This window comes from Bordetella genomosp. 5 (genome assembly GCF_002261475.1).
GTDB lineage: Bacteria > Pseudomonadota > Gammaproteobacteria > Burkholderiales > Burkholderiaceae_B > Bordetella.
Genome location: NZ_NEVN01000011.1, coordinates 107,854 through 125,777 on the forward strand (window position 1 = coordinate 107,854; position 17,924 = coordinate 125,777).

Consider the following 17,924-nt stretch of genomic DNA (forward strand, 5'->3'; position numbering starts at 1 on the left):
CGGCGCGGTAACCGTGCGCCGCACGCTGCAAGAAAAAGGGGAACACCGATGCTCAAGTTTGTCCGTACGGCCGCGCTGGCCGGCGCCACGCTCCTGGCCGCCAACGCCGCCACCGCCGAGACCGTCATCAAGGCGGTCATGCATTCGCCGCTGCGCCTGACCGACCCGCACGCCACCACTGCATACATCACCACGTGGCACGGCTACATGATCTACGACACGTTGCTGGCCACCGATGCCGACAACAAGATCCAGCCGCAGATGCTCGAGAAATGGGATGTCTCGGGCGACGGCAAGACCTACACGATGACGCTGCGCGACGGCCTCAAGTGGCACGACGGCAAGCCCGTGACCGCCGATGACTGCGTGGCGTCGATCAAGCGCTGGGCCAACGGCGACGGCATGGGCCGCACCCTGCTCAAGTTCACCGACAAGATCGAAACGGTCGACGACAAGACCTTTCGCATCGTCATGAAAGAGCCGACCGACCTCGCGCTGCGCGCGCTGTCCAAGCCCACCGGTACGGCGGCCTTCATGATGCCCAAACGCGTGGCCGAAGTGCCGATCGGCAAACCGATCACCGACATGACGGGCTCGGGTCCGTTCAAGGTTGCCGACTTCAAACCGGGCGTGAAGACCATCTACGTGAAGAACGCCGACTACGTGCCGCGCAAAGAGGCCGTGAGCGGTCTGGCCGGCGGCAAGGTCGTCAACGTCGACCGCGTCGAATGGGACGTCATGCCCGACGGCCTCACCACCGCCAACGCGCTGCTGGGTGGCGAGATCGATTTCGTGGAGCAGTTCCCCTACGACCTGCTGCCCATGGTCGAGGGCAACCCCGAGCTGAAGGAAGAATCGCTCAGCCCGGTCGGCTACTTCACGATGTACCGCTTCAACTTCAAGTACCCGCCCTTCAACAACAAGAAGATCCGTCAGGCCGCGATGTACGCCATCGGCCAGGAAGACGTGATGAAGGCGCTGGTCGGCAACGACAAATACTGGCAGACCTGCGCTTCGCTGTGGGGCTGCGGCACGCCCTTCACGAGCGACATCGGCAAGGACATGACCGTGCCGAGCAACATCGAGAAGGCCAAGCAGCTGCTCAAGGAAGCGGGCTACGACAACACGCCCATTCTCGTCATGCACGCCACCGACGTGGGCACGCTCAGCGCCCAACCCGTGGTGATGGCGCAGGCGTTGCGCAAGGCGGGCTTCAACGTCAACCTCGCCGCGATGGACTGGCAGAGCGTGGCCACGCGCCGTGCCTCCAAGGCCGCGCCGACCGAGGGCGGCTGGAACATCCACAACACCAACTGGTACGCCACCGACATCATGGATCCGGTGCGCTCGGCGCCCGCGGCCGCCAACGGTGACAACGCCTGGTTCGGCTGGCCCGACATGCCCCAGATCGAAGCCCTGCGGACCAAGTTCGCACTGACCTCCGATCCGGCCGAGCAGAAGAAGATTGCCGACGAAGCGCAGAAGATCGGCATCGACGAGGGCCTGTATGTGCCGCTGGGTCAGATGTCCGTACCCACGGTGTATTCCACGAAGCTCAGCGGTCTGGTGCACGCCCCTGTGTTCGCCTTCTGGAACGTCAAGAAGGCGCCCTGAGCGCCGCGAGCCGGGCGTCCCTGACGCCCGGCCTCTAGACGCCCGGCAGGCCGGCGCCACGCGCGCTGGCCCATGCCGGGCTGGCCCGCCCGCCGGGCCCGCAACACAGCAGGGGGAAAACATATGCTGTCGTTTCTTTTGCGTCGTCTGCTCGCCACCATTCCCGTGCTCATCATGGTCGCGGTCGTGGTGTTCGCCATCCTGCGGTTCAGCCCCGGAGACCCGGCCGTCATCATGGCCGGCGACGCCGCCACGCCGGAACGCATCACGCAGATCCGCCAGGCCATGGGCCTGGATCAACCGCTCGCGAAGCAGTTCTTCATCTGGGGCGGCAAGTTGCTCCAGGGCGACATGGGCCAGTCGCTGATGTCGGGCGTGCCCGTCACCAAGCTGATCGCCCAACGCCTCGAGCCTTCGTTGAGCCTGGCCGTGATCACGCTGGTCTTCACGCTGCTGGTGGCCATCCCGCTCGGGGTACTGGCCGCGTGGCGCCGCGGCAAATTGCTCGACCGGGCCGTCATGGGCTTCTCGGTGCTGGGCTTCTCGGTGCCGGTGTTCGTGACGGGCTACGTGCTGATCTGGCTGTTCGCCATCAAGCTGGGCTGGTTCAACGTGCAGGGGTATACGCCGCTGGCCAAAGGCTTCTGGCCCTACCTGCACCGGCTCGTGCTGCCGGCGCTCGCGCTCTCCACGGTGTATGTGGCGCTGATCGCGCGCATCACCCGCACCAGCGTGATCGAGGTGATGGGCGAGGACTTCATCCGCACCGCGCGCGCCAAGGGGCTGGGCGAGACCGGCGTGCTGCTGGGCCACGCGCTGCGCAATGCGGCGGTGCCGATCGCGACCGTGGTCGGGGTGGGCGTGGCGCTGCTCATCAGCGGCGTGGTCGTCACCGAATCCGTGTTCAACATCCCCGGGCTGGGCCGCCTGGTGGTCGAAGCCGTGCTCGCACGCGACTATCCGGTGATACAGGGGCTGACGCTGTTCTTCGCGTTCGTCTATGTGTTCATCAACCTCGTCGTCGACTGGGCCTACACGATCTTCGACCCCCGTATCCGGTATTGAGGACATCGCAAATGCAGACTCCCACCGACGCCCTCGCCGACGGCCCCCTGCCCGGCGAAGGCAGCCCTAAATCCAGTGCCTGGACCCGCGTACGCCAGGAGCTCAAGAGCTGGCCGGTCCTGCTGGCGCTGATCGTGCTGCTGCTGGTGAGCGCCGGGGCGGTGTTCGCCCCCTGGCTCGGCACCACCGACCCCACCACGCTCAACCCCGGCGCCCGGCTCAAGCCGCCGTTCGGCGAGTTCCTGTTCGGCAGCGACGCGTTCGGCCGCGACGTCTGGTCGCGCGTGGTCTACGGCGCGCAGGTCTCGCTGGTGGCGGGCCTGGGCGCCGCGCTCGTGAGCGTGGGCCTGGGTCTCGTGATCGGCCTGCTGGCCGGCTGGTTCCGCGTGCTCGACGGCTTCATCATGCGCACGATGGACGCCATCATGGCCATCCCGGGCATCCTGCTCGCCATCGCGCTGGTATCGGTCAGCGGCGCCAGCCTCACCACCGTCTTGATCGCCATCACCATTCCGGAGATCCCGCGGGTGGTGCGGCTGGTGCGCGGACAGATCCTGAGCGTGCGCGGCGAGCCGTATGTCGAGGCGGCGCTGGCGCTGGGCACGCCGCTGCCCCTGCTGCTGTGGCGCCACATGGTGCCCAGCACGATCGCACCGCTCACCGTGCAGGGCACCTATGTGTTTGCCTCGGCCATGCTGACCGAAGCCATCCTGAGCTTCCTGGGCGCCGGCATCCCGCCCGAGATCCCCTCGTGGGGCAACATCATGTCCGAGGGCCGCATGTACTTCCGCATGCTGCCCGGCCTGATCCTGTTTCCCGGCCTGTTCCTGTCGTTGACGGTGCTGTCGGTCAACATCCTCGGCGACGCGCTGCGCGATGCCCTGGATCCCAAAATGGCCCGCAGGAGCTGACACCATGACCTACACCCCCACTCCCGCCGCCGGCGATACCGGTCATGCCGTGCTGGCGATCCGCAATCTGAGCGTCGAGGTCGAGGGCGCCGGCAATCGCGTGGTGCGCAACCTCAGCCTCGATGTGAACCCCGGCGAGACCGTCTGCGTCGTCGGCGAGTCCGGCTCCGGCAAGTCGGTCACGTCGCTGGCCGTGATGGGGCTGCTGCCGCAGGGCATGCTGCGCGTGGCCGGCGGCTCGGCCCGCGTGCTCGGCGAAGACGTGGTCACGGCCTCGCCCCGCCTGCTGCGCGAATGGCGCGCCACCCGCATGGCGATGGTGTTCCAGGAGCCCATGACCGCGCTCAATCCGGTGCATACGGTGGGCAAGCAGGTCGACGAGGTCCTGCGCCTGCATCGCCGCCTATCGGCGGCCGAGCGCCGCGACAAGGTGCTGGAGATGTTCCGTTCGGTACACCTGCCCGAGGTGGAGCGCATCTACGACTCCTACCCACATCAGCTGTCGGGCGGACAGCGCCAGCGCATCGTGATCGCGATGGCGCTCATCCTCGAGCCCAAGCTGCTGATCGCCGACGAGCCGACCACCGCGCTCGACGTCACGACCCAGAAGCAGATTCTGTCGCTCATCAAAGAGTTGCAGCAGAAGCACCAGACCGCCGTACTGTTCATCACCCACGATTTCGGCGTGGTGGCGGAGATCGCCGACCGCATCGTCGTGATGAACCGCGGCGACCTGATCGAAAGCGGCACGCGCGACGACATCCTGGCGCGCCCGCAGCAGACCTATACGCGCCGGCTGGTGTCCTCGGTGCCGAGCCTCGTGCCGAGCCAGCGCAGCGCGCTCGAGGGCGCGCCCGTGCTGACCGTCAAGGGCCTCGGCCGCACCTACGAGGGCGGCGGCGGCCTGCTGCGGCGAGGCATGCGACAGGTCGTGGCCGCCCAGAACGTCGACCTCACGCTGCACAAGGGCGAGATCCTCGGCATCGTGGGCGAATCGGGCTCGGGCAAATCCACCGTGGCGCGCTGCATCGTGCGGCTGATCGAGCCCACCGCGGGCCAGATGCGGCTGGGCTCGCAGGATATCGCCCAGCTGTCGGGCGCCGCGCTGCGGCCGCTGCGGCAACGCATCCAGATCGTGTTCCAGGACCCCTACCGGTCGCTCAACCCGCGGCGCACCGTGGGCGAATCCATCATTGAAGGCCTGTTGAACTTCGGCATGGCGCGCGCGCAGGCCGAAGCCAAGGCGGCCGAAACGCTGAGCGTGGTCGGCCTCGCGCCGGAGGTGATGCGGCGCTATCCGCACCAGTTCTCGGGGGGCCAGCGTCAGCGCATCTGCATCGCCCGCGCCCTGGTCATGGAACCGGAGGTGCTGGTGGCCGACGAGGCCGTGTCCGCGCTCGATGTCTCGGTGCAGGCCCAGGTGCTCGAGCTGCTCGAACAGGTGCGCGAACGCACCGGGGTCGGCGTGCTGTTCATCACGCACGACCTGCGCGTGGCGGCCCAGATCTGCGACACGATCGTGGTGATGCAGCGCGGGCTGGTCGTCGAGACCGGTAGCGCCGAGGCCGTCCTGACGCGGCCGACGCACGCCTATACCCGCGCGCTCATCGATGCCGCGCCCGGCCGCGACTGGGACTTCCAGAATTTCCGTCCGCTGCAGGCCGCCGCCTGAGGCCGCGAGACGCACGAACGATACGACGCGGCGCCCGGCGCCGCACCCCTCGACAAGGAGCAGCAAAATGCGTTGGCTGTTGGCAATGATCAAGCACGAGACGAACACGTTCTCTCCCGTGCCCACGCCGCTCGCGCGGTTCTTTCGCGGCAATCCCGAGATCCTGGCGGGCGAGCGCGCCATCCGCGCCTATGAAAACACCGACAGCGGCCTGGGCGGCTACATCGAAGTGGCCCGGCGCGAAGGCGCCGGGATGGTGGTGCCGGTGGCGGCCGAGGCCTGGCCCAGCTCGCCCACCGACACCGGCACCTACGAGACCCTGTGCGCGCTCATCCTCGACGAAGTCAGGAAGGGCGGCTATGACGCCATCCTGCTCGACCTGCATGGCGCCATGGTGGCCGAAGGCGTGGAAGACGCCGAAGGCGAGTTGCTGCGCCGGCTGCGCGAGATCGATCCGCATACGCCGGTGGGCGTCACGCTCGACATGCACGCCAATATCTACGACGACATCATCCGCAATGCCAACGTCGTGACCGGCTTCCATACCTACCCGCACGTCGACATCCGCGAGAGTGGCGTGCGCGCGGCCGACACGATCGCGCGCATGCTCAAGGGCGAGATCAAGCCGGTGATGGTCTGGGGCAACAAGCCCATGCTGCCCCACGTCATGTGCCAGGGCACGCACGCCGACCCGAACAAATCGCTGCAGGAGCGTTGCCGCCAGATGGAGGCCGACGGAGCGCTCGCGGCCTCGGTGTTCGTGGGATTCCCCCATGCGGATATCCGCGAGGCGGGGCTGTCGGCGGTGGTGTGCGTGGATGCCAACCGCGCGCAGGCCGAGCAATACCGCGACGAACTGCTCGACACGGCGTGGCGCCACCGCGAGAAGTGGGTGTTCCACCCGGAGCCGCTCGCGCCCACCATCGCCCGCGCCAAAACCCTGACCGAGGGCCCGGTGATCCTGCTCGACCACTTCGACAACACGGGCTCGGGCGGCACCATGGACACCACCACCGTGCTGGCGGAGGTGCTGCGCCAGGAGCTCGAGAACGTCGCGTTCTACGCGATCTGCGACCCGCAGGCCGCCGAAGAAGCAGCCGCGGCCGGCGTGGGCAAGACCATCACGATCAAGCTCGGCGGCAAGCTGCCCATGCCGGCGCTCAAGGTCCAGTCCGAACCGCTCACGCTCCAGGCGCGTGTCAAACTGGTATTCGATGGCGTGTACCTCAACCGCGGGCCCATGTACCGCGGCGTGCGCAACGACACCGGCCTTACGGTGGTGCTCGACACGGGCCGCGTCGAGATCGTGGTGGTGTCGCGCCACCAGGAGCCGTTCGACATCAACTGCCTGCTTTCGGCGGGCATCGACCCGCTGCAGAAGCGGTACGTGGTGCTGAAGTCGCGCGTGCACTGGCGTGCCGGGTTTTCCGACATGGCCTCCGAGATTATCGAGTGCACCGGGGTCGGCGTGACCACTTCCGACTATGGCCAGCTCGACTTCAAACATGTGCGCCGACCCATATATCCTCTCGATCAGATGTAGTTTGTAACGTCTGCGGCCCCACTAGCCGCTATACTCGCCTCGGGTTTACCCTTGCTTTCCCGGCCTGCGCGCCGGGAAAGCGCCTTCTGAACTGCACAAAAAAGGTAAGAACAACATGAAGAAAGGCGTAGCGATCACCGCTGGCGTGGTCATTGTGGGAGCGGGGCTCTGGCTGGGCGGCACCTGGTACACCGGTCAGCGCATCGAGGCAGAAGCGCCCCAGCGCCTGACCGAGGCCAATGAGGAGCTCGCGAAGGCGCTCCCTGGCTATAACGTCAAGATCGAACAGCTGAGCTTCGCGCGCAGCTTCTTCGGCAGCGACGCCCGCTACGCCGTCTCGCTCGCGTCCCCGCCCGAGCTCAAGGAAGACTTCCCGAACGGCCTGCGTTTCGAATTCGACACGCATTTCCAGCACGGCCCCTTCCCGGGCAAGGCGCTGGCATCCGGCCATTTCGCGCCCAGCCTCGCGTTCGTGCACAGCGAGCTGGTCAAGACGCCCGACGTCGAAGCCTGGTTCAAGGCCGCCGGCGACAAGACGCCGTTCTGGGCCGACACGATCGTGGGCTACAGCCGCAACGGCAAGATGCACGCCGAGTTCCTGCCGCTGAACTTCGCCAAGGACGACACCAAGCTGTCTTTCGGTGGCGCCACGTTCAAGGGTGACTACACCGACTCGAACAAGGGCACCAAGGGCGTGCTGAGCGTCCCGTCGGTCAAGGTCGAAGGTCGCGACGCCAAGTCGCCCACCGGCGGCATGACCACGGTCCAGGCCGACGATCTCGCCATCTCGGTCGATCTGCGCCAGGGCAACTTCGGCATGCAGACCGGCAACTCCGAGATCAAGATCAAGAACATCGCGGTGGACAGCGAAGAGGTCAAGTTCACGGTGACCAACACGTCGTACGGCGCCGAGACCACCGAAGACGAGAAGTTCGTCAAGGGCTCGATCTGGTACCGCACGGAAGCGCTGAAGGCCAACGGCAAGGACATGGGCAGCCAGGATCTGACCATCAAGGTCGACCGCGTCGACGGCAAGGTCCTCGCCAACGTCACCAAGCTCTACAACGAGATCGTGGCCCAGCAGATGCGCGACGGCGTCCCGCCGGAGGAACTCTCGCAGGCCCAGATTCAGCAGATCGCCGAAGTCGCGCTGCCGATGCTCGACGCCAACCCCAGCATCGCGATCGAGCCGTTGAAGCTCAAGAACGACAAGGGTGAATCCAGCCTGAGCGCCAAGCTCACGCTGGCCCGTCCGGCCGGCACCCAGGTCCCGCCGCTGATGCTGGCTCAACAAGCGATCAAGTCGCTCGACGCCAGCCTGTCGCTGAACCGCCCGATGGCGATCCAGCTGGGCACGCAAGTGATGGAACTGCAAGGCATGAGCCCGGAAATGGCTGCCGCGCAAGCCAAGCAACAGATCGAGCAGATGTTCGGCATGGCCGTGATGATGAACGCCGGCAAGGTCGAGGGCGAAACCCTCACCAGCACGTTCGCGTACGGCGACGGCAAGGTCAACCTGAACGGTCGTGAAATGCCCGCCAGCTCGCTGCTGGGTGGCCTCATGGCTCAGTAAGCACCGGCCTGCTTCGCAAGCCTGAAGCGCCTCGCCTCGTGCGAGGCGCTTTTTTTTATGCGGAATCGGTGATCGTCGGACACACGGAACGGCCTGCGTGGATGCATTTTGCAATCTACCGTAACGATGTGGCGGAACGGGGGACAGCCTGCTGGCTATACTCGCCGCGGGCATGAGCCCCGGGCCGGGGCCCGGCGCGGCAAGACGCCAGGCAGGCGCGGCGCGCATTCACGAAAGAGGCTGCACAGAATGAAGAAGAGTGTCGCGATCACGTCCGGCGTGGTCATCGTGCTGGCAGGCGCCTGGCTGGGCGCCACTTGGTACACCGGCAAGAAGATCGAGTCGCGCATGCAGGAAGATCTGTTGCGGGCCAACGAAGAACTTAAGGTGCTCGCGCCGCCGCTGGGTCTGCGCATCGAGCAGATCAAGTACGAGCGTGGCTTCTTCTCGGCCGATGCCGAGTATGCCCTGCGCTCCGACCTGCCCAAATCGGTGGGCGAAGGCCCCAGCAATCAAGAGCTGCGGTTCAAGACGCACATTCAACACGGCCCCTTCCCTGCCGGCGCGATCTCGCGTGGCAAGCTGATGCCGCAGCTCGCGTTCGTGCACGCCGAGCTGGCGCAGACCGACCTGCTCAAGCCCGTGTTCGAACTCACGAAGGGCGCGACGCCCCTGTGGGCCGACACGCTCGTGTCGTACCAGGGCAAGGCCCGCACCGAGGGTGCCATCGCCGCGATCCAGTACAGCGACGACAAGGGCATGATCGACTTCAGCGGCGCGCAGTTCTCGGGCGACTTCGATCGCAAGACGCGCACCGGCGCCGTGCATCTGCAGAGCCAGCAAGTGCTGCTCAACATCAAGGAAGGCGGCAGCCCGGTCAACATCAAGCTGGCCGAGCTGTCGGTCGACGCCGAAAGCCGTCAGGGCAAGTTCGGCATCTCGATCGGCAAGAGCGGCATGAAAATCAAGCGTATCGAAGCCGACGACGTCAACTCGGAAACCAAGTTCGCCGTCACCGACTTCGCCTATGACGTGGATATCGGTGAAACCGACACCCATGTGCAGGGTTTGGGCGCCTATCGCGTCGGCAATGTGAACGTGCGCAATCTCGACTTCGGCGGCGGCGAACTCGCCGTCAAGCTCGAGAATCTGGACGGCAAGGCAGTGCAGAACCTGAACGACGTCTACACCAAGATGCTGCGCGGCGTGATGTCGGGCACCAGCACCGAAGGCGGCCTCGATGGCTACACCGGCGACATGGCCATGGTCATGGGCGCCGGCACGACGCTGCTGGCGGGCAATCCCACGATCAAGGTCGAACCGCTCTCGTGGAAGACCGACAAGGGCGAGTCCCGCTTCACGCTGGCCGTCACGCTGGCCAAGCCCACGAGCATCGATCTGCCGCGCAATGAACTGGCGCGCCAGCTGATCAAGAGCGTCGATGCGCGCCTGACGCTGAACAAGCCGATGGTCAACGACATCGCCACGAAGGTGCTGCAGACGCAGGGCGTCGAGCCTGCCGCGGCCAAGCGCGAAGCCGACGAGCAGATCGACACCCTCGCCGGCATGGCCGAGATGATGAATTTCGGCAAGAACGACGGCGACAACATCGTCAGCACGTTCACCTACGCCGACGGCAAGGGCATGCTCAACGGTCAGGAGGTCCCGGTCGACGATCTGTTCGACGAAATGCTCGGCGGCCTGAACCCCGACGACATGGACGGCCACGACGGCATGGACAATGATTTCGACACGCCGCTCTCCGACAGCGACACCATCAACGAATTCACCCCCGAGTTCGTCGGTAGCGTGATCGATCAGGCCGGCTATGCCTACACCGAAGACCTGGGCGAGCAAGGCCCGGTGTTCAAGGTGCAGGGCGACCTGTCCGCCACCGAAGTGCGCATCGACCTGAACTGCGAGTTCGAGGAAGGCTGCCTCGAGATGGCCTGGGTCGCGACCTTCGAGCGCAAGCAATCGCCCTCGCTCAAGGCCATCAACGCCTGGAACCGCGACCACCGCTGGAACCGCGCCTATCTCGACGACGACGGCCGTGCCGTGCTGCAGATGGACCTGGTCGCCGAAGGCGGCATCGGCAAGACCAACACGCGCTATCAGTTCGACGCGTTCCTGGACCTGATCGAAGCCTTCTCCGATACGGTGTACGGCGCGCCCGCGCGCTGATCCGCAACGCAACGCAGGCTGAAATAAAGAGGCCCGCCTTCAATCGAAGGCGGGCCTCTCTCTTTGCGCGATCGCTCGACGCGCGGGGGAAGAAGCGCCATCACGAGGATGGCGCCCTACCTCACGCGTAGGCTTCGGTCGGCAGGCACGCGCAGACCAGATTGCGGTCGCCGTAGGCGTTGTCGACACGCGCGACGGGCGGCCAATACTTGTTCTCGCGCACGGCGGGCAGCGGATAGGCGGCCTGCTGACGCGGATAGTCGTGGTGCCACTCTTCGGCCAGAAGCATCTGCGCCGTGTGCGGCGCGTTCTTCAGGACGTTGTCTTCGCGATCCCGTTCGCCGTTCTCGACTTGGGCGATCTCCGCGCGAATGGCGATCATCGCGTCGATGAAGCGATCGAGCTCGGCCAGGCCTTCGGACTCGGTGGGCTCGACCATCAGCGTGCCGGGCACCGGGAAGCTCATGGTGGGAGCATGGAAGCCGTAATCCATCAGGCGCTTGGCGATGTCTTCGGCGCTGATGCCGCTGGTTTCTTTGAGCGGACGCGTGTCGAGAATGCACTCGTGCGCGACGCGGCCATTGCGGCCCGCGTACAGCACGGGATAGTGCTCGCGCAGGCGTGCGGCGACGTAGTTCGCGTTGAGGATGGCCACTTCGGTGGCCTGACGCAGACCCTCGGCGCCCATCAGCGCGATGTACACGAACGGAATCGGCAGGATGCCGGCCGAACCGAACGGCGCGGCCGACACCGGACCGACCGGCGTCTCGGCGCTCAGACGGCCCTGCTCGTTGACGACGCCGGGCAGATAGGGCGCGAGATGCGCGCGCACCGCCACCGGACCCACGCCCGGACCGCCGCCGCCGTGGGGGATGCAGAAGGTCTTGTGCAGGTTGAGGTGGGATACGTCCGAGCCGAACTTGCCCGGCTTGGCCACGCCCACCATGGCGTTCATGTTGGCGCCGTCGAGGTAGACCTGACCGCCCGCCGCGTGCACGCGCTCGCAGATCTCGGTGACGGTTTCTTCGAACACGCCGTGCGTGGACGGGTAGGTGATCATCAGCGCGGCGAGCTTGTCGCCCACCTGCTCGATCTTGGCACGCAGATCGGCGAGGTCGACGTTGCCGTTGCTGTCGGAGGCCACCACGACCACGTCCATGCCCACCAGCTGCGCGGAGGCGGGGTTGGTGCCGTGCGCGGACGACGGAATCAGGCAGACATTGCGCTGATGCTCGCCGCGAGCGCGGTGATAACCGCGAATGGCGAGCAGGCCCGCGTATTCGCCCTGCGCGCCCGAATTGGGCTGCAGGCTGATGTTGTCGTAGCCGGTGATCTCGCACAGCGCGGCGGACAGGCGCTCGATCATCTCGCGATAACCGGCGGTCTGCGACTGCGGCGCGAACGGGTGGATCAGCGCGAACTCGGGCCAGGTGATCGGGATCATCTCGACCGTGGCGTTGAGCTTCATCGTGCACGAGCCCAGCGGGATCATCGTGCGATCGAGTGCGAGGTCCTTGTCGGCCAGCTTGCGCAGATAACGCAGCATGTCGGTCTCGGACTGCACGCTCGAAAACACCGGGTGCGACAGGATGGCCGACTGGCGGCGCACCGCGGCCGGAATGCCTTCGGGGGTGGCGAGCGTGTCGGCGTCGAGTTCGACGTCATCGCGCTCGAGGCCGGCGGCGAACAGATTCACCACGGTTTGCAGGTCGGCCAGCGTGACGGTTTCGTCGAGCGAGACGGCCACATGCGCGCCATCGACGCGACGCACGTTGACGTGCGCGCATTCGAACGCGGTCAGGATGGCCGGCGTCGCGGCGCCCGTCTCGACATGCAGCGTGTCGAACCAGGTGTCGTTGACGGTCTTGAGGCCGAGCTTGCCGAGCTGGTCGCGCAGCGCGCCGGTGTAGGCATTGACGCGTTCGGCGATGCGGCGGATGCCGGCCGGGCCGTGCCACACGGCGTAGAGACCGGCCATCACGGCCAGCAGCACTTGCGCCGTGCAGATGTTGGAGGTGGCCTTCTCGCGGCGGATATGCTGTTCGCGCGTCTGCAGGGCGAGGCGCAGCGCCGCGTTGCCCTGGGCGTCTTTCGAGACGCCGACCAGACGGCCGGGCATGTTGCGCTTGAATGCGTCGCGGCAGGCCATGAAGCCGGCGTGCGGGCCGCCGAAGCCGAACGGCACGCCGAAGCGCTGGGCCGAACCCACGGCGATGTCGGCGCCCCATTCGCCCGGCGGCGTCAGCAGCGCCAGGGCCAGCAGGTCGGTGGCGCAGGCCACCACGGCGCCCTGCGCATGCGCGGCCTCCGCCACGGCGCGGTAGTCGCCCACCGAACCCAGGCTGGCCGGGTATTGCAGCAGCACGCCGAAGCACTCAGGCAGGCCGGCGAACTCGTCGCCCACCACGATGTCGATGCCCAGGCCTTCGGCGCGGGTACGCACCACTTCGAGGGTCTGCGGATGGCAGCCGGCCGACACGAAGAACACATTGCTGCGCGACTTCGCGCCGCGGCGCGCGAGCGTCATGGCTTCGGCGGCGGCCGTGCCCTCATCGAGCAGCGAGGCGTTCGAGATGTCCAGACCGGTCAGGTCGGCGACCATGGTCTGGTAGTTGAGCAGCGCCTCGAGGCGGCCCTGGGAAATCTCGGGTTGGTACGGCGTGTAGGCCGTGTACCAGGCGGGGTTCTCGAGCACGTTGCGCAACACCACATTGGGCGTGAGCGTGCCGTAATAACCCTGGCCGATGTAGTTGCGGAACACCTTGTTGCGCGACGCGACCTGCTTGAGCTCGGCCAGCACGTCGGTCTCGCTGCGCGAGGCCGGCAGGGCCAGCGGGGCCTGGTTGAGGATGCGGGCGGGAACCACTTCTTCGATCAGCGCATCGAGGCTGGCCGCGCCGATGGCGGCAAGCATCTTCTGCTGGTCGGCCTCGGAAGGCCCGATGTGGCGGGGAATGAATTCGGAATGAGTGTCTAGGGCGCGCGACATGGTGTTCTCGGAGTGACGGCAAGGCGGGCCGCTCGCGCGGCCCGCGCGGCGGATATCAGCCGTTGGCGACGGCTTCGTAACCGGCGGCGTCGAGCAGCTTGTCGGCGTCGGCGGCGTTGGCCGGCTTGATCTTGAAGATCCAGGCCGTGTAGGCCGAATCGTTGATTAGGTTGGGCGTGTTCTCGAGCTCTTCGTTGAAGGCGACGATCTCGCCATCGACGGGTGCGTAGATGTCGGAGGCGGCCTTGACCGACTCGACCACGCCGGCGGTTTCGCCCGCCTTGAGCTGGGCGCCGACATTCACGTCGCCCACGAAAACCAGATCACCCAGCTGGTCCTGGGCGTTGTCGGTAATGCCGACGACGAAAAGGTCGCCTTCGGCTTTGACCCATTCGTGCGAGGCGGTGTACTTGCGATCGGTAGGCAGGCTCATGAGAGATCCTTTAGGAAATACGGGAAGAAAAGTTCTGCGCGCCTGCGCGCGGGCCCTTCCGACGGGGCCGGCGCGCAAGCTTCGAGTTTACGAGTGTTCGACGGCTTTGCCGTTACGCACGAAAGGCAGTTTCACGACCTGGGCGGGCACCCACTTGCCACGGATATCCACCTCGACGGTGTCGCCGGGTTTGGCACCGGCCGGCAGACGCGCGAACGCGATCGACACGCCCAGCGTGGGCGACATGGTGCCGCTGGTGATCTCGCCTTCGCCCTGGGCGCCGCGCACGGTCATGTGCGCGCGCATCACGCCGCGCTCGTTGAGCTTCAGGCCCAGGAAGGCGGCCGGCGTGGCGAATTGTTCGATGGCATCCCGGCCGATGAAGCGGCGCTCGGCGTCCTTGCTCCAGACGGTCCAGGTGAGGCCGGCCTGATTGGGGTGGATGAGCTCGTCCATATCCTGGCCGTAGAGGTTCATGCCGGCTTCGAGGCGCAGCGTGTCGCGCGCGCCCAGGCCCGCGGGACGCACGCCCTGCGCGGTGAGGTCTTGCCACAGCGCGACCACGTCGGCCGCGGGCAGGACGATCTCGAAGCCGTCTTCACCGGTGTAGCCGGTGCGCGCCACGAGCGTGTCGTCGCCGACGAAGGCGCCGTTGAACGGGGCCAGGCCCTCGGTGGCGGCCTGCCAGTCGGGGCGTGCGGCCCAGACCTTGGCGCGGGCGTTGGGGCCCTGCACGGCGATCATGGCGAGGTCGCGGCGCGGCGCGATCTGCACGTCGAAACCTTCGGCGCGCGCCACGCGCTGCATCCAGGCGATGTCTTTGTCGGCGGTGCCGGCATTGACGACCACGCGGAAGCGATCGGCCGCGAAGAAATAGATGATCAGATCATCGATGATGCCGCCCTGCGGGTTCAGCATGCAGCTGTAGAGGGCGCGGCCGGGCGTGGTGAGCCGGGCGACGTCGTTGGCCACCAGGCGGCGCAGGAAATCGGTGGCGCCGGCGCCGGTGACGTCGACATTGAGCATGTGGGACACGTCGAACATGCCGGCATCCTGGCGCACGGCGTGGTGCTCTTCGAGCTGCGAGCCGTAGGCGAGCGGCATGTCCCAGCCACCGAAGTCGACCATGCGGGCGCCAGCGGCGACGTGGGTGTCGGCCAGGGGGGTACGTTTGAGCGTTGCGGACATGCGAGGAGCTCCGGCGGTGTCAGAAGACGGACGTAGCCGGACCCGATAGCGGAAATCGCCCGGACGACCGGCTGGATTTTCCGCCCCTCTGTCCTTTTGCCTGAGAGTTGCCCCGGCGGCGCTCGAACGAGGCCTTGCACGGGTTTGCACCTTCGGCGCCTGGTCGTACCGCCCCCGCGTGTATGGGGTGGGCGATGCCAGGTCTCTCCAGAGTGCCGTTACGACCGTACGCCAGGGGCGCCTCTCGGTCGTTGCAGTCGCGGTATGGGTTACCTGAGCGATTCCGGGCGAATTGCGCCTTCGGCGGCGAGGATCAACCTCGCTCTCTCCCGCGACATGCGTGACAGCGACGCGAAGCATACCGCGAAAGCGGGTCCGGGCGAAACTCGGACAGACCCGGTGCGGCCGCGGCGCGGGCGGCTCCGGGGCCCTTCCAAACGGGGCCCGAGCCAGGGCGGGTCGAAAAGAAAGGGGACGGCAGTACCGTCCCCGTATCCCTCGCCACGACGCCGTGGCGTCAGCCCAGCGCGGTATCGAGCAGCATCATAAGGACGAAGCCGAGCATCAGCCCCGTGGTGGCGTGGACCTCGTGTCCCTTGCGATGCGATTCGGGGATGATCTCGTGGCTGATGACGAACAGCATGGCGCCGCCCGCGAAGCCCAGGCCCCACGGCAGCAGCGCCGTCGACCAACCCACGACCACCGCCCCGAGCACGGCGCCCAGCGGCTCGACGAGGCCCGACAACATGCCGAGCGCCACCGAGAAACTGCGCGAGTAGCCCGCGGCCAGCAAGGCCAGCGCCACGACCATGCCTTCGGGCACGTCCTGGATCGCGATGCCGGTGGCGAGCGCACTGCCCTGCACCACGTCGCCACCCACATAGCCGACGCCGATGGCCAGGCCTTCGGGCAGGTTGTGCAGGGCGATCGCGAAGACGAACAACCAGGTGCGGCGCAGCTTGGCCGCCTCCTTGCCTTCACGCCCCTTGATGAAATGCTCGTGGGGCAGGACGCGGTCGAGGAACAGCAACGCGGCCGCCCCCAGCAGGATGGCGCCGCCCACGACCAGTCCGGCGCCCCACTTGCCATGGCCCAGCTCGCCCGCCGCATTCAGGCCCGGCAACACCAGCGAAAACGCCACCGCGGCCAGCATGACCCCGGCACCGAAGCCGAACAGACAATCCTGCGTGCGCTCGGAAAGGCTGTGCGAGAACATCACCGGCACGGTGCCGAGCGCGGTCGCGCCTGCCGCGACCATGCCGCCCGCCAATGCATTCGCCACATGCGGCGCATGCACGTCCAGATACACCCAGAGCTGATACAGGGCGAGGCACGACGCCAGCACCAGGAAGGTCCAGATGCTGATGCTGGTGAGGGCCGGGCGGACGCGATGGCGGCTGAAGATATGCATGGCGGGCATGGCGGATCGACCTCAGGCCAGGGCGGCCTCGTAGCGACGCGACACTTCGTTCCAGTCGACGACGTTGTAGAAGGCCGCGATGTACTCGGGACGACGGTTCTGGTACTTGAGGTAGTAGGCGTGCTCCCACACGTCCAGGCCCAGCACCGGCGTGTTGCCGTGCATCAGCGGGCTGTCCTGGTTGGCGCTGCTCTCGACGATCAGCTTGCCCGCCGGCGTCACCGACAGCCAGGCCCAGCCGCTGCCGAAGCGCGACAGCGCCGCCTTGGTGAAGGCTTCCTTGAAAGCCTCGAAACCGCCCAGGTCGCTGTCGATCGCCTGCGCCACGCGGCCGCTGGGCGCGCCGCCGCCCTTGGGCGACATCACGGTCCAGAACAGCGAGTGGTTGGCATGGCCACCCCCGTTGTTGCGCACCGCACCGTGGATGGACTCGGGCAGCGCGTCCATGCGGCCGATGAGCTGCTCGACCGGCGTGTCGGTGGGCAGGCCGGCGCCTTCGAGCGCGGCGTTCAGATTGTTGATGTAGGTCTGGTGATGCTTGGTGTAGTGGATTTCCATGGTCTGCGCGTCGATGTTCGGTTCGAGAGCATCGTAGGCATAGGCCAGAGGGGGCAGGGTGTAAGGCATGGTGTCTCCGGAGAAAGTTGCGCGAACAACGAAAGGCAACCGCTCAATGCGGCTGCGCGGGAACGGCCAGGGGCGACCAGGCGGCACTGCGCGTGGCGCGCGGATGGCCGGGGTGACGCTGCAGGAAGCGCTGCAACTGTTCCAGGGCGATGCGGGCATGACGCCATGCCGCATCGCGCCAGGCCTGCGATAGCGCCTCATCCTCGATGGCGTGGACGAGGGCCTCGTAGGCCAGACAGAGATGCGCTGCCGCGGAATCGGGGGTACCGTCGGCCTCGAACAGATCGGCCAGGTTGTGATGCGAGATGACCAGCGCGGCCAGGGCCTGATCGGGATCGGCGCTGCCCAGACCGTAAAGACCATCGGCGAGGCTCAGGGCGGCACGGTAATGCGACAGCGCGCCCGCGCGGTCGCTGCGCTCGTAGGCACGATTGCCTCGCAATGTGACGCGCTGCCAGCGTTCGATGGCACGCGCCATCAAGGCGCCCTCGCCCGCCGCGGCGGGGTGGAACTGCGATGCGGTCTCGATCATGTCGCCTCCGGTCATCGACGGCCGCTCGACACGAGCGGCACTAATACGAATGATAGTAATTACTATTCATTCGTACAGCAAGCCGGCGGGTCGGTAGGCTGTTACGCGCACCCGACCGCATGCCGCGGCCGCCTGCCAGCCATCAGCAAGCGCCGCGCCAGGGTCGCCGGCGG

Annotated in this window: 13 protein-coding genes and 2 riboswitches; of the genes, 7 read left to right on the forward strand and 6 right to left on the reverse strand. The window is 66.7% G+C overall.

Annotation, left to right across the window (positions count from 1 at the left end; translation table 11 throughout):
- Positions 1-48 precede the first annotated feature (48 nt).
- The 7 genes from CEK29_RS20075 to CEK29_RS20105 all read left to right on the forward strand — a co-directional run bounded on the left by CEK29_RS20075 (position 49) and on the right by CEK29_RS20105 (position 10,562).
- Positions 49-1,614: an ABC transporter substrate-binding protein gene (locus CEK29_RS20075; protein ID WP_094859131.1), complete on the forward strand. Its 1,566-nt coding sequence runs from the start codon at positions 49-51 to the stop codon at positions 1,612-1,614.
- Positions 1,615-1,737: 123 nt separating this feature from the next.
- Complete coding sequence (locus CEK29_RS20080; protein WP_094804095.1) at positions 1,738-2,679, forward strand: ABC transporter permease; 942 nt, start codon at positions 1,738-1,740, stop codon at positions 2,677-2,679.
- 11 nt (positions 2,680-2,690) lie between these two features.
- Positions 2,691-3,590: an ABC transporter permease gene (locus CEK29_RS20085; protein WP_094804097.1), complete on the forward strand. Its 900-nt coding sequence runs from the start codon at positions 2,691-2,693 to the stop codon at positions 3,588-3,590.
- Between the two features lie 4 nt (positions 3,591-3,594).
- Entirely contained in the window at positions 3,595-5,262 is a 1,668-nt protein-coding gene (locus CEK29_RS20090; RefSeq protein WP_094859132.1) for a dipeptide ABC transporter ATP-binding protein, read from the forward strand.
- 67 nt (positions 5,263-5,329) lie between these two features.
- Positions 5,330-6,805: a M81 family metallopeptidase gene (locus tag CEK29_RS20095; protein ID WP_094859133.1), complete on the forward strand. Its 1,476-nt coding sequence runs from the start codon at positions 5,330-5,332 to the stop codon at positions 6,803-6,805.
- 115 nt (positions 6,806-6,920) lie between these two features.
- Positions 6,921-8,378 carry a YdgA family protein gene (locus CEK29_RS20100; RefSeq protein WP_094804103.1) on the forward strand — a complete coding sequence of 486 codons (1,458 nt, stop codon included), beginning with the start codon at positions 6,921-6,923 and terminating at the stop codon, positions 8,376-8,378.
- Positions 8,379-8,627: 249 nt separating this feature from the next.
- The gene (locus CEK29_RS20105; RefSeq protein WP_176456943.1) at positions 8,628-10,562 is read left to right on the forward strand and encodes a DUF945 family protein; all 1,935 of its coding nucleotides are present in this window, start codon (positions 8,628-8,630) and stop codon (positions 10,560-10,562) included.
- 121 nt (positions 10,563-10,683) lie between these two features.
- Here the strand turns inward: CEK29_RS20105 and gcvP are convergent, their stop codons facing one another.
- From gcvP to CEK29_RS20135, 6 genes are all read right to left on the reverse strand, one after another.
- The gene (gcvP, locus tag CEK29_RS20110) at positions 10,684-13,551 is read right to left on the reverse strand and encodes an aminomethyl-transferring glycine dehydrogenase (protein WP_094859135.1); all 2,868 of its coding nucleotides are present in this window, start codon (positions 13,549-13,551) and stop codon (positions 10,684-10,686) included.
- Positions 13,552-13,606: 55 nt separating this feature from the next.
- Positions 13,607-13,984 carry a glycine cleavage system protein GcvH gene (gene gcvH / locus CEK29_RS20115; protein WP_094804109.1) on the reverse strand — a complete coding sequence of 126 codons (378 nt, stop codon included), beginning with the start codon at positions 13,982-13,984 and terminating at the stop codon, positions 13,607-13,609.
- An 87-nt stretch (positions 13,985-14,071) separates the two neighbouring features.
- Positions 14,072-15,172, reverse strand: coding sequence for a glycine cleavage system aminomethyltransferase GcvT (gene gcvT / locus CEK29_RS20120; protein ID WP_094859136.1), 1,101 nt, complete (start codon positions 15,170-15,172; stop codon positions 14,072-14,074).
- 78 nt (positions 15,173-15,250) lie between these two features.
- Positions 15,251-15,393, reverse strand: a riboswitch (glycine riboswitch).
- A gap of 29 nt (positions 15,394-15,422) precedes the next feature.
- Positions 15,423-15,514: riboswitch (glycine riboswitch) on the reverse strand.
- Between the two features lie 175 nt (positions 15,515-15,689).
- Entirely contained in the window at positions 15,690-16,583 is an 894-nt protein-coding gene (locus CEK29_RS20125; protein WP_094804285.1) for a ZIP family metal transporter, read from the reverse strand.
- Positions 16,584-16,604: 21 nt separating this feature from the next.
- Positions 16,605-17,219, reverse strand: a complete 615-nt coding sequence (locus tag CEK29_RS20130; protein ID WP_094804113.1) for a superoxide dismutase — start codon at positions 17,217-17,219, stop codon at positions 16,605-16,607.
- 43 nt (positions 17,220-17,262) lie between these two features.
- On the reverse strand, positions 17,263-17,751 hold the full coding sequence (locus CEK29_RS20135) for a DUF2753 family protein (protein WP_170948578.1): 489 nt from the start codon (positions 17,749-17,751) through the stop codon (positions 17,263-17,265).
- Between the last annotated feature and the right edge of the window lie 173 nt (positions 17,752-17,924).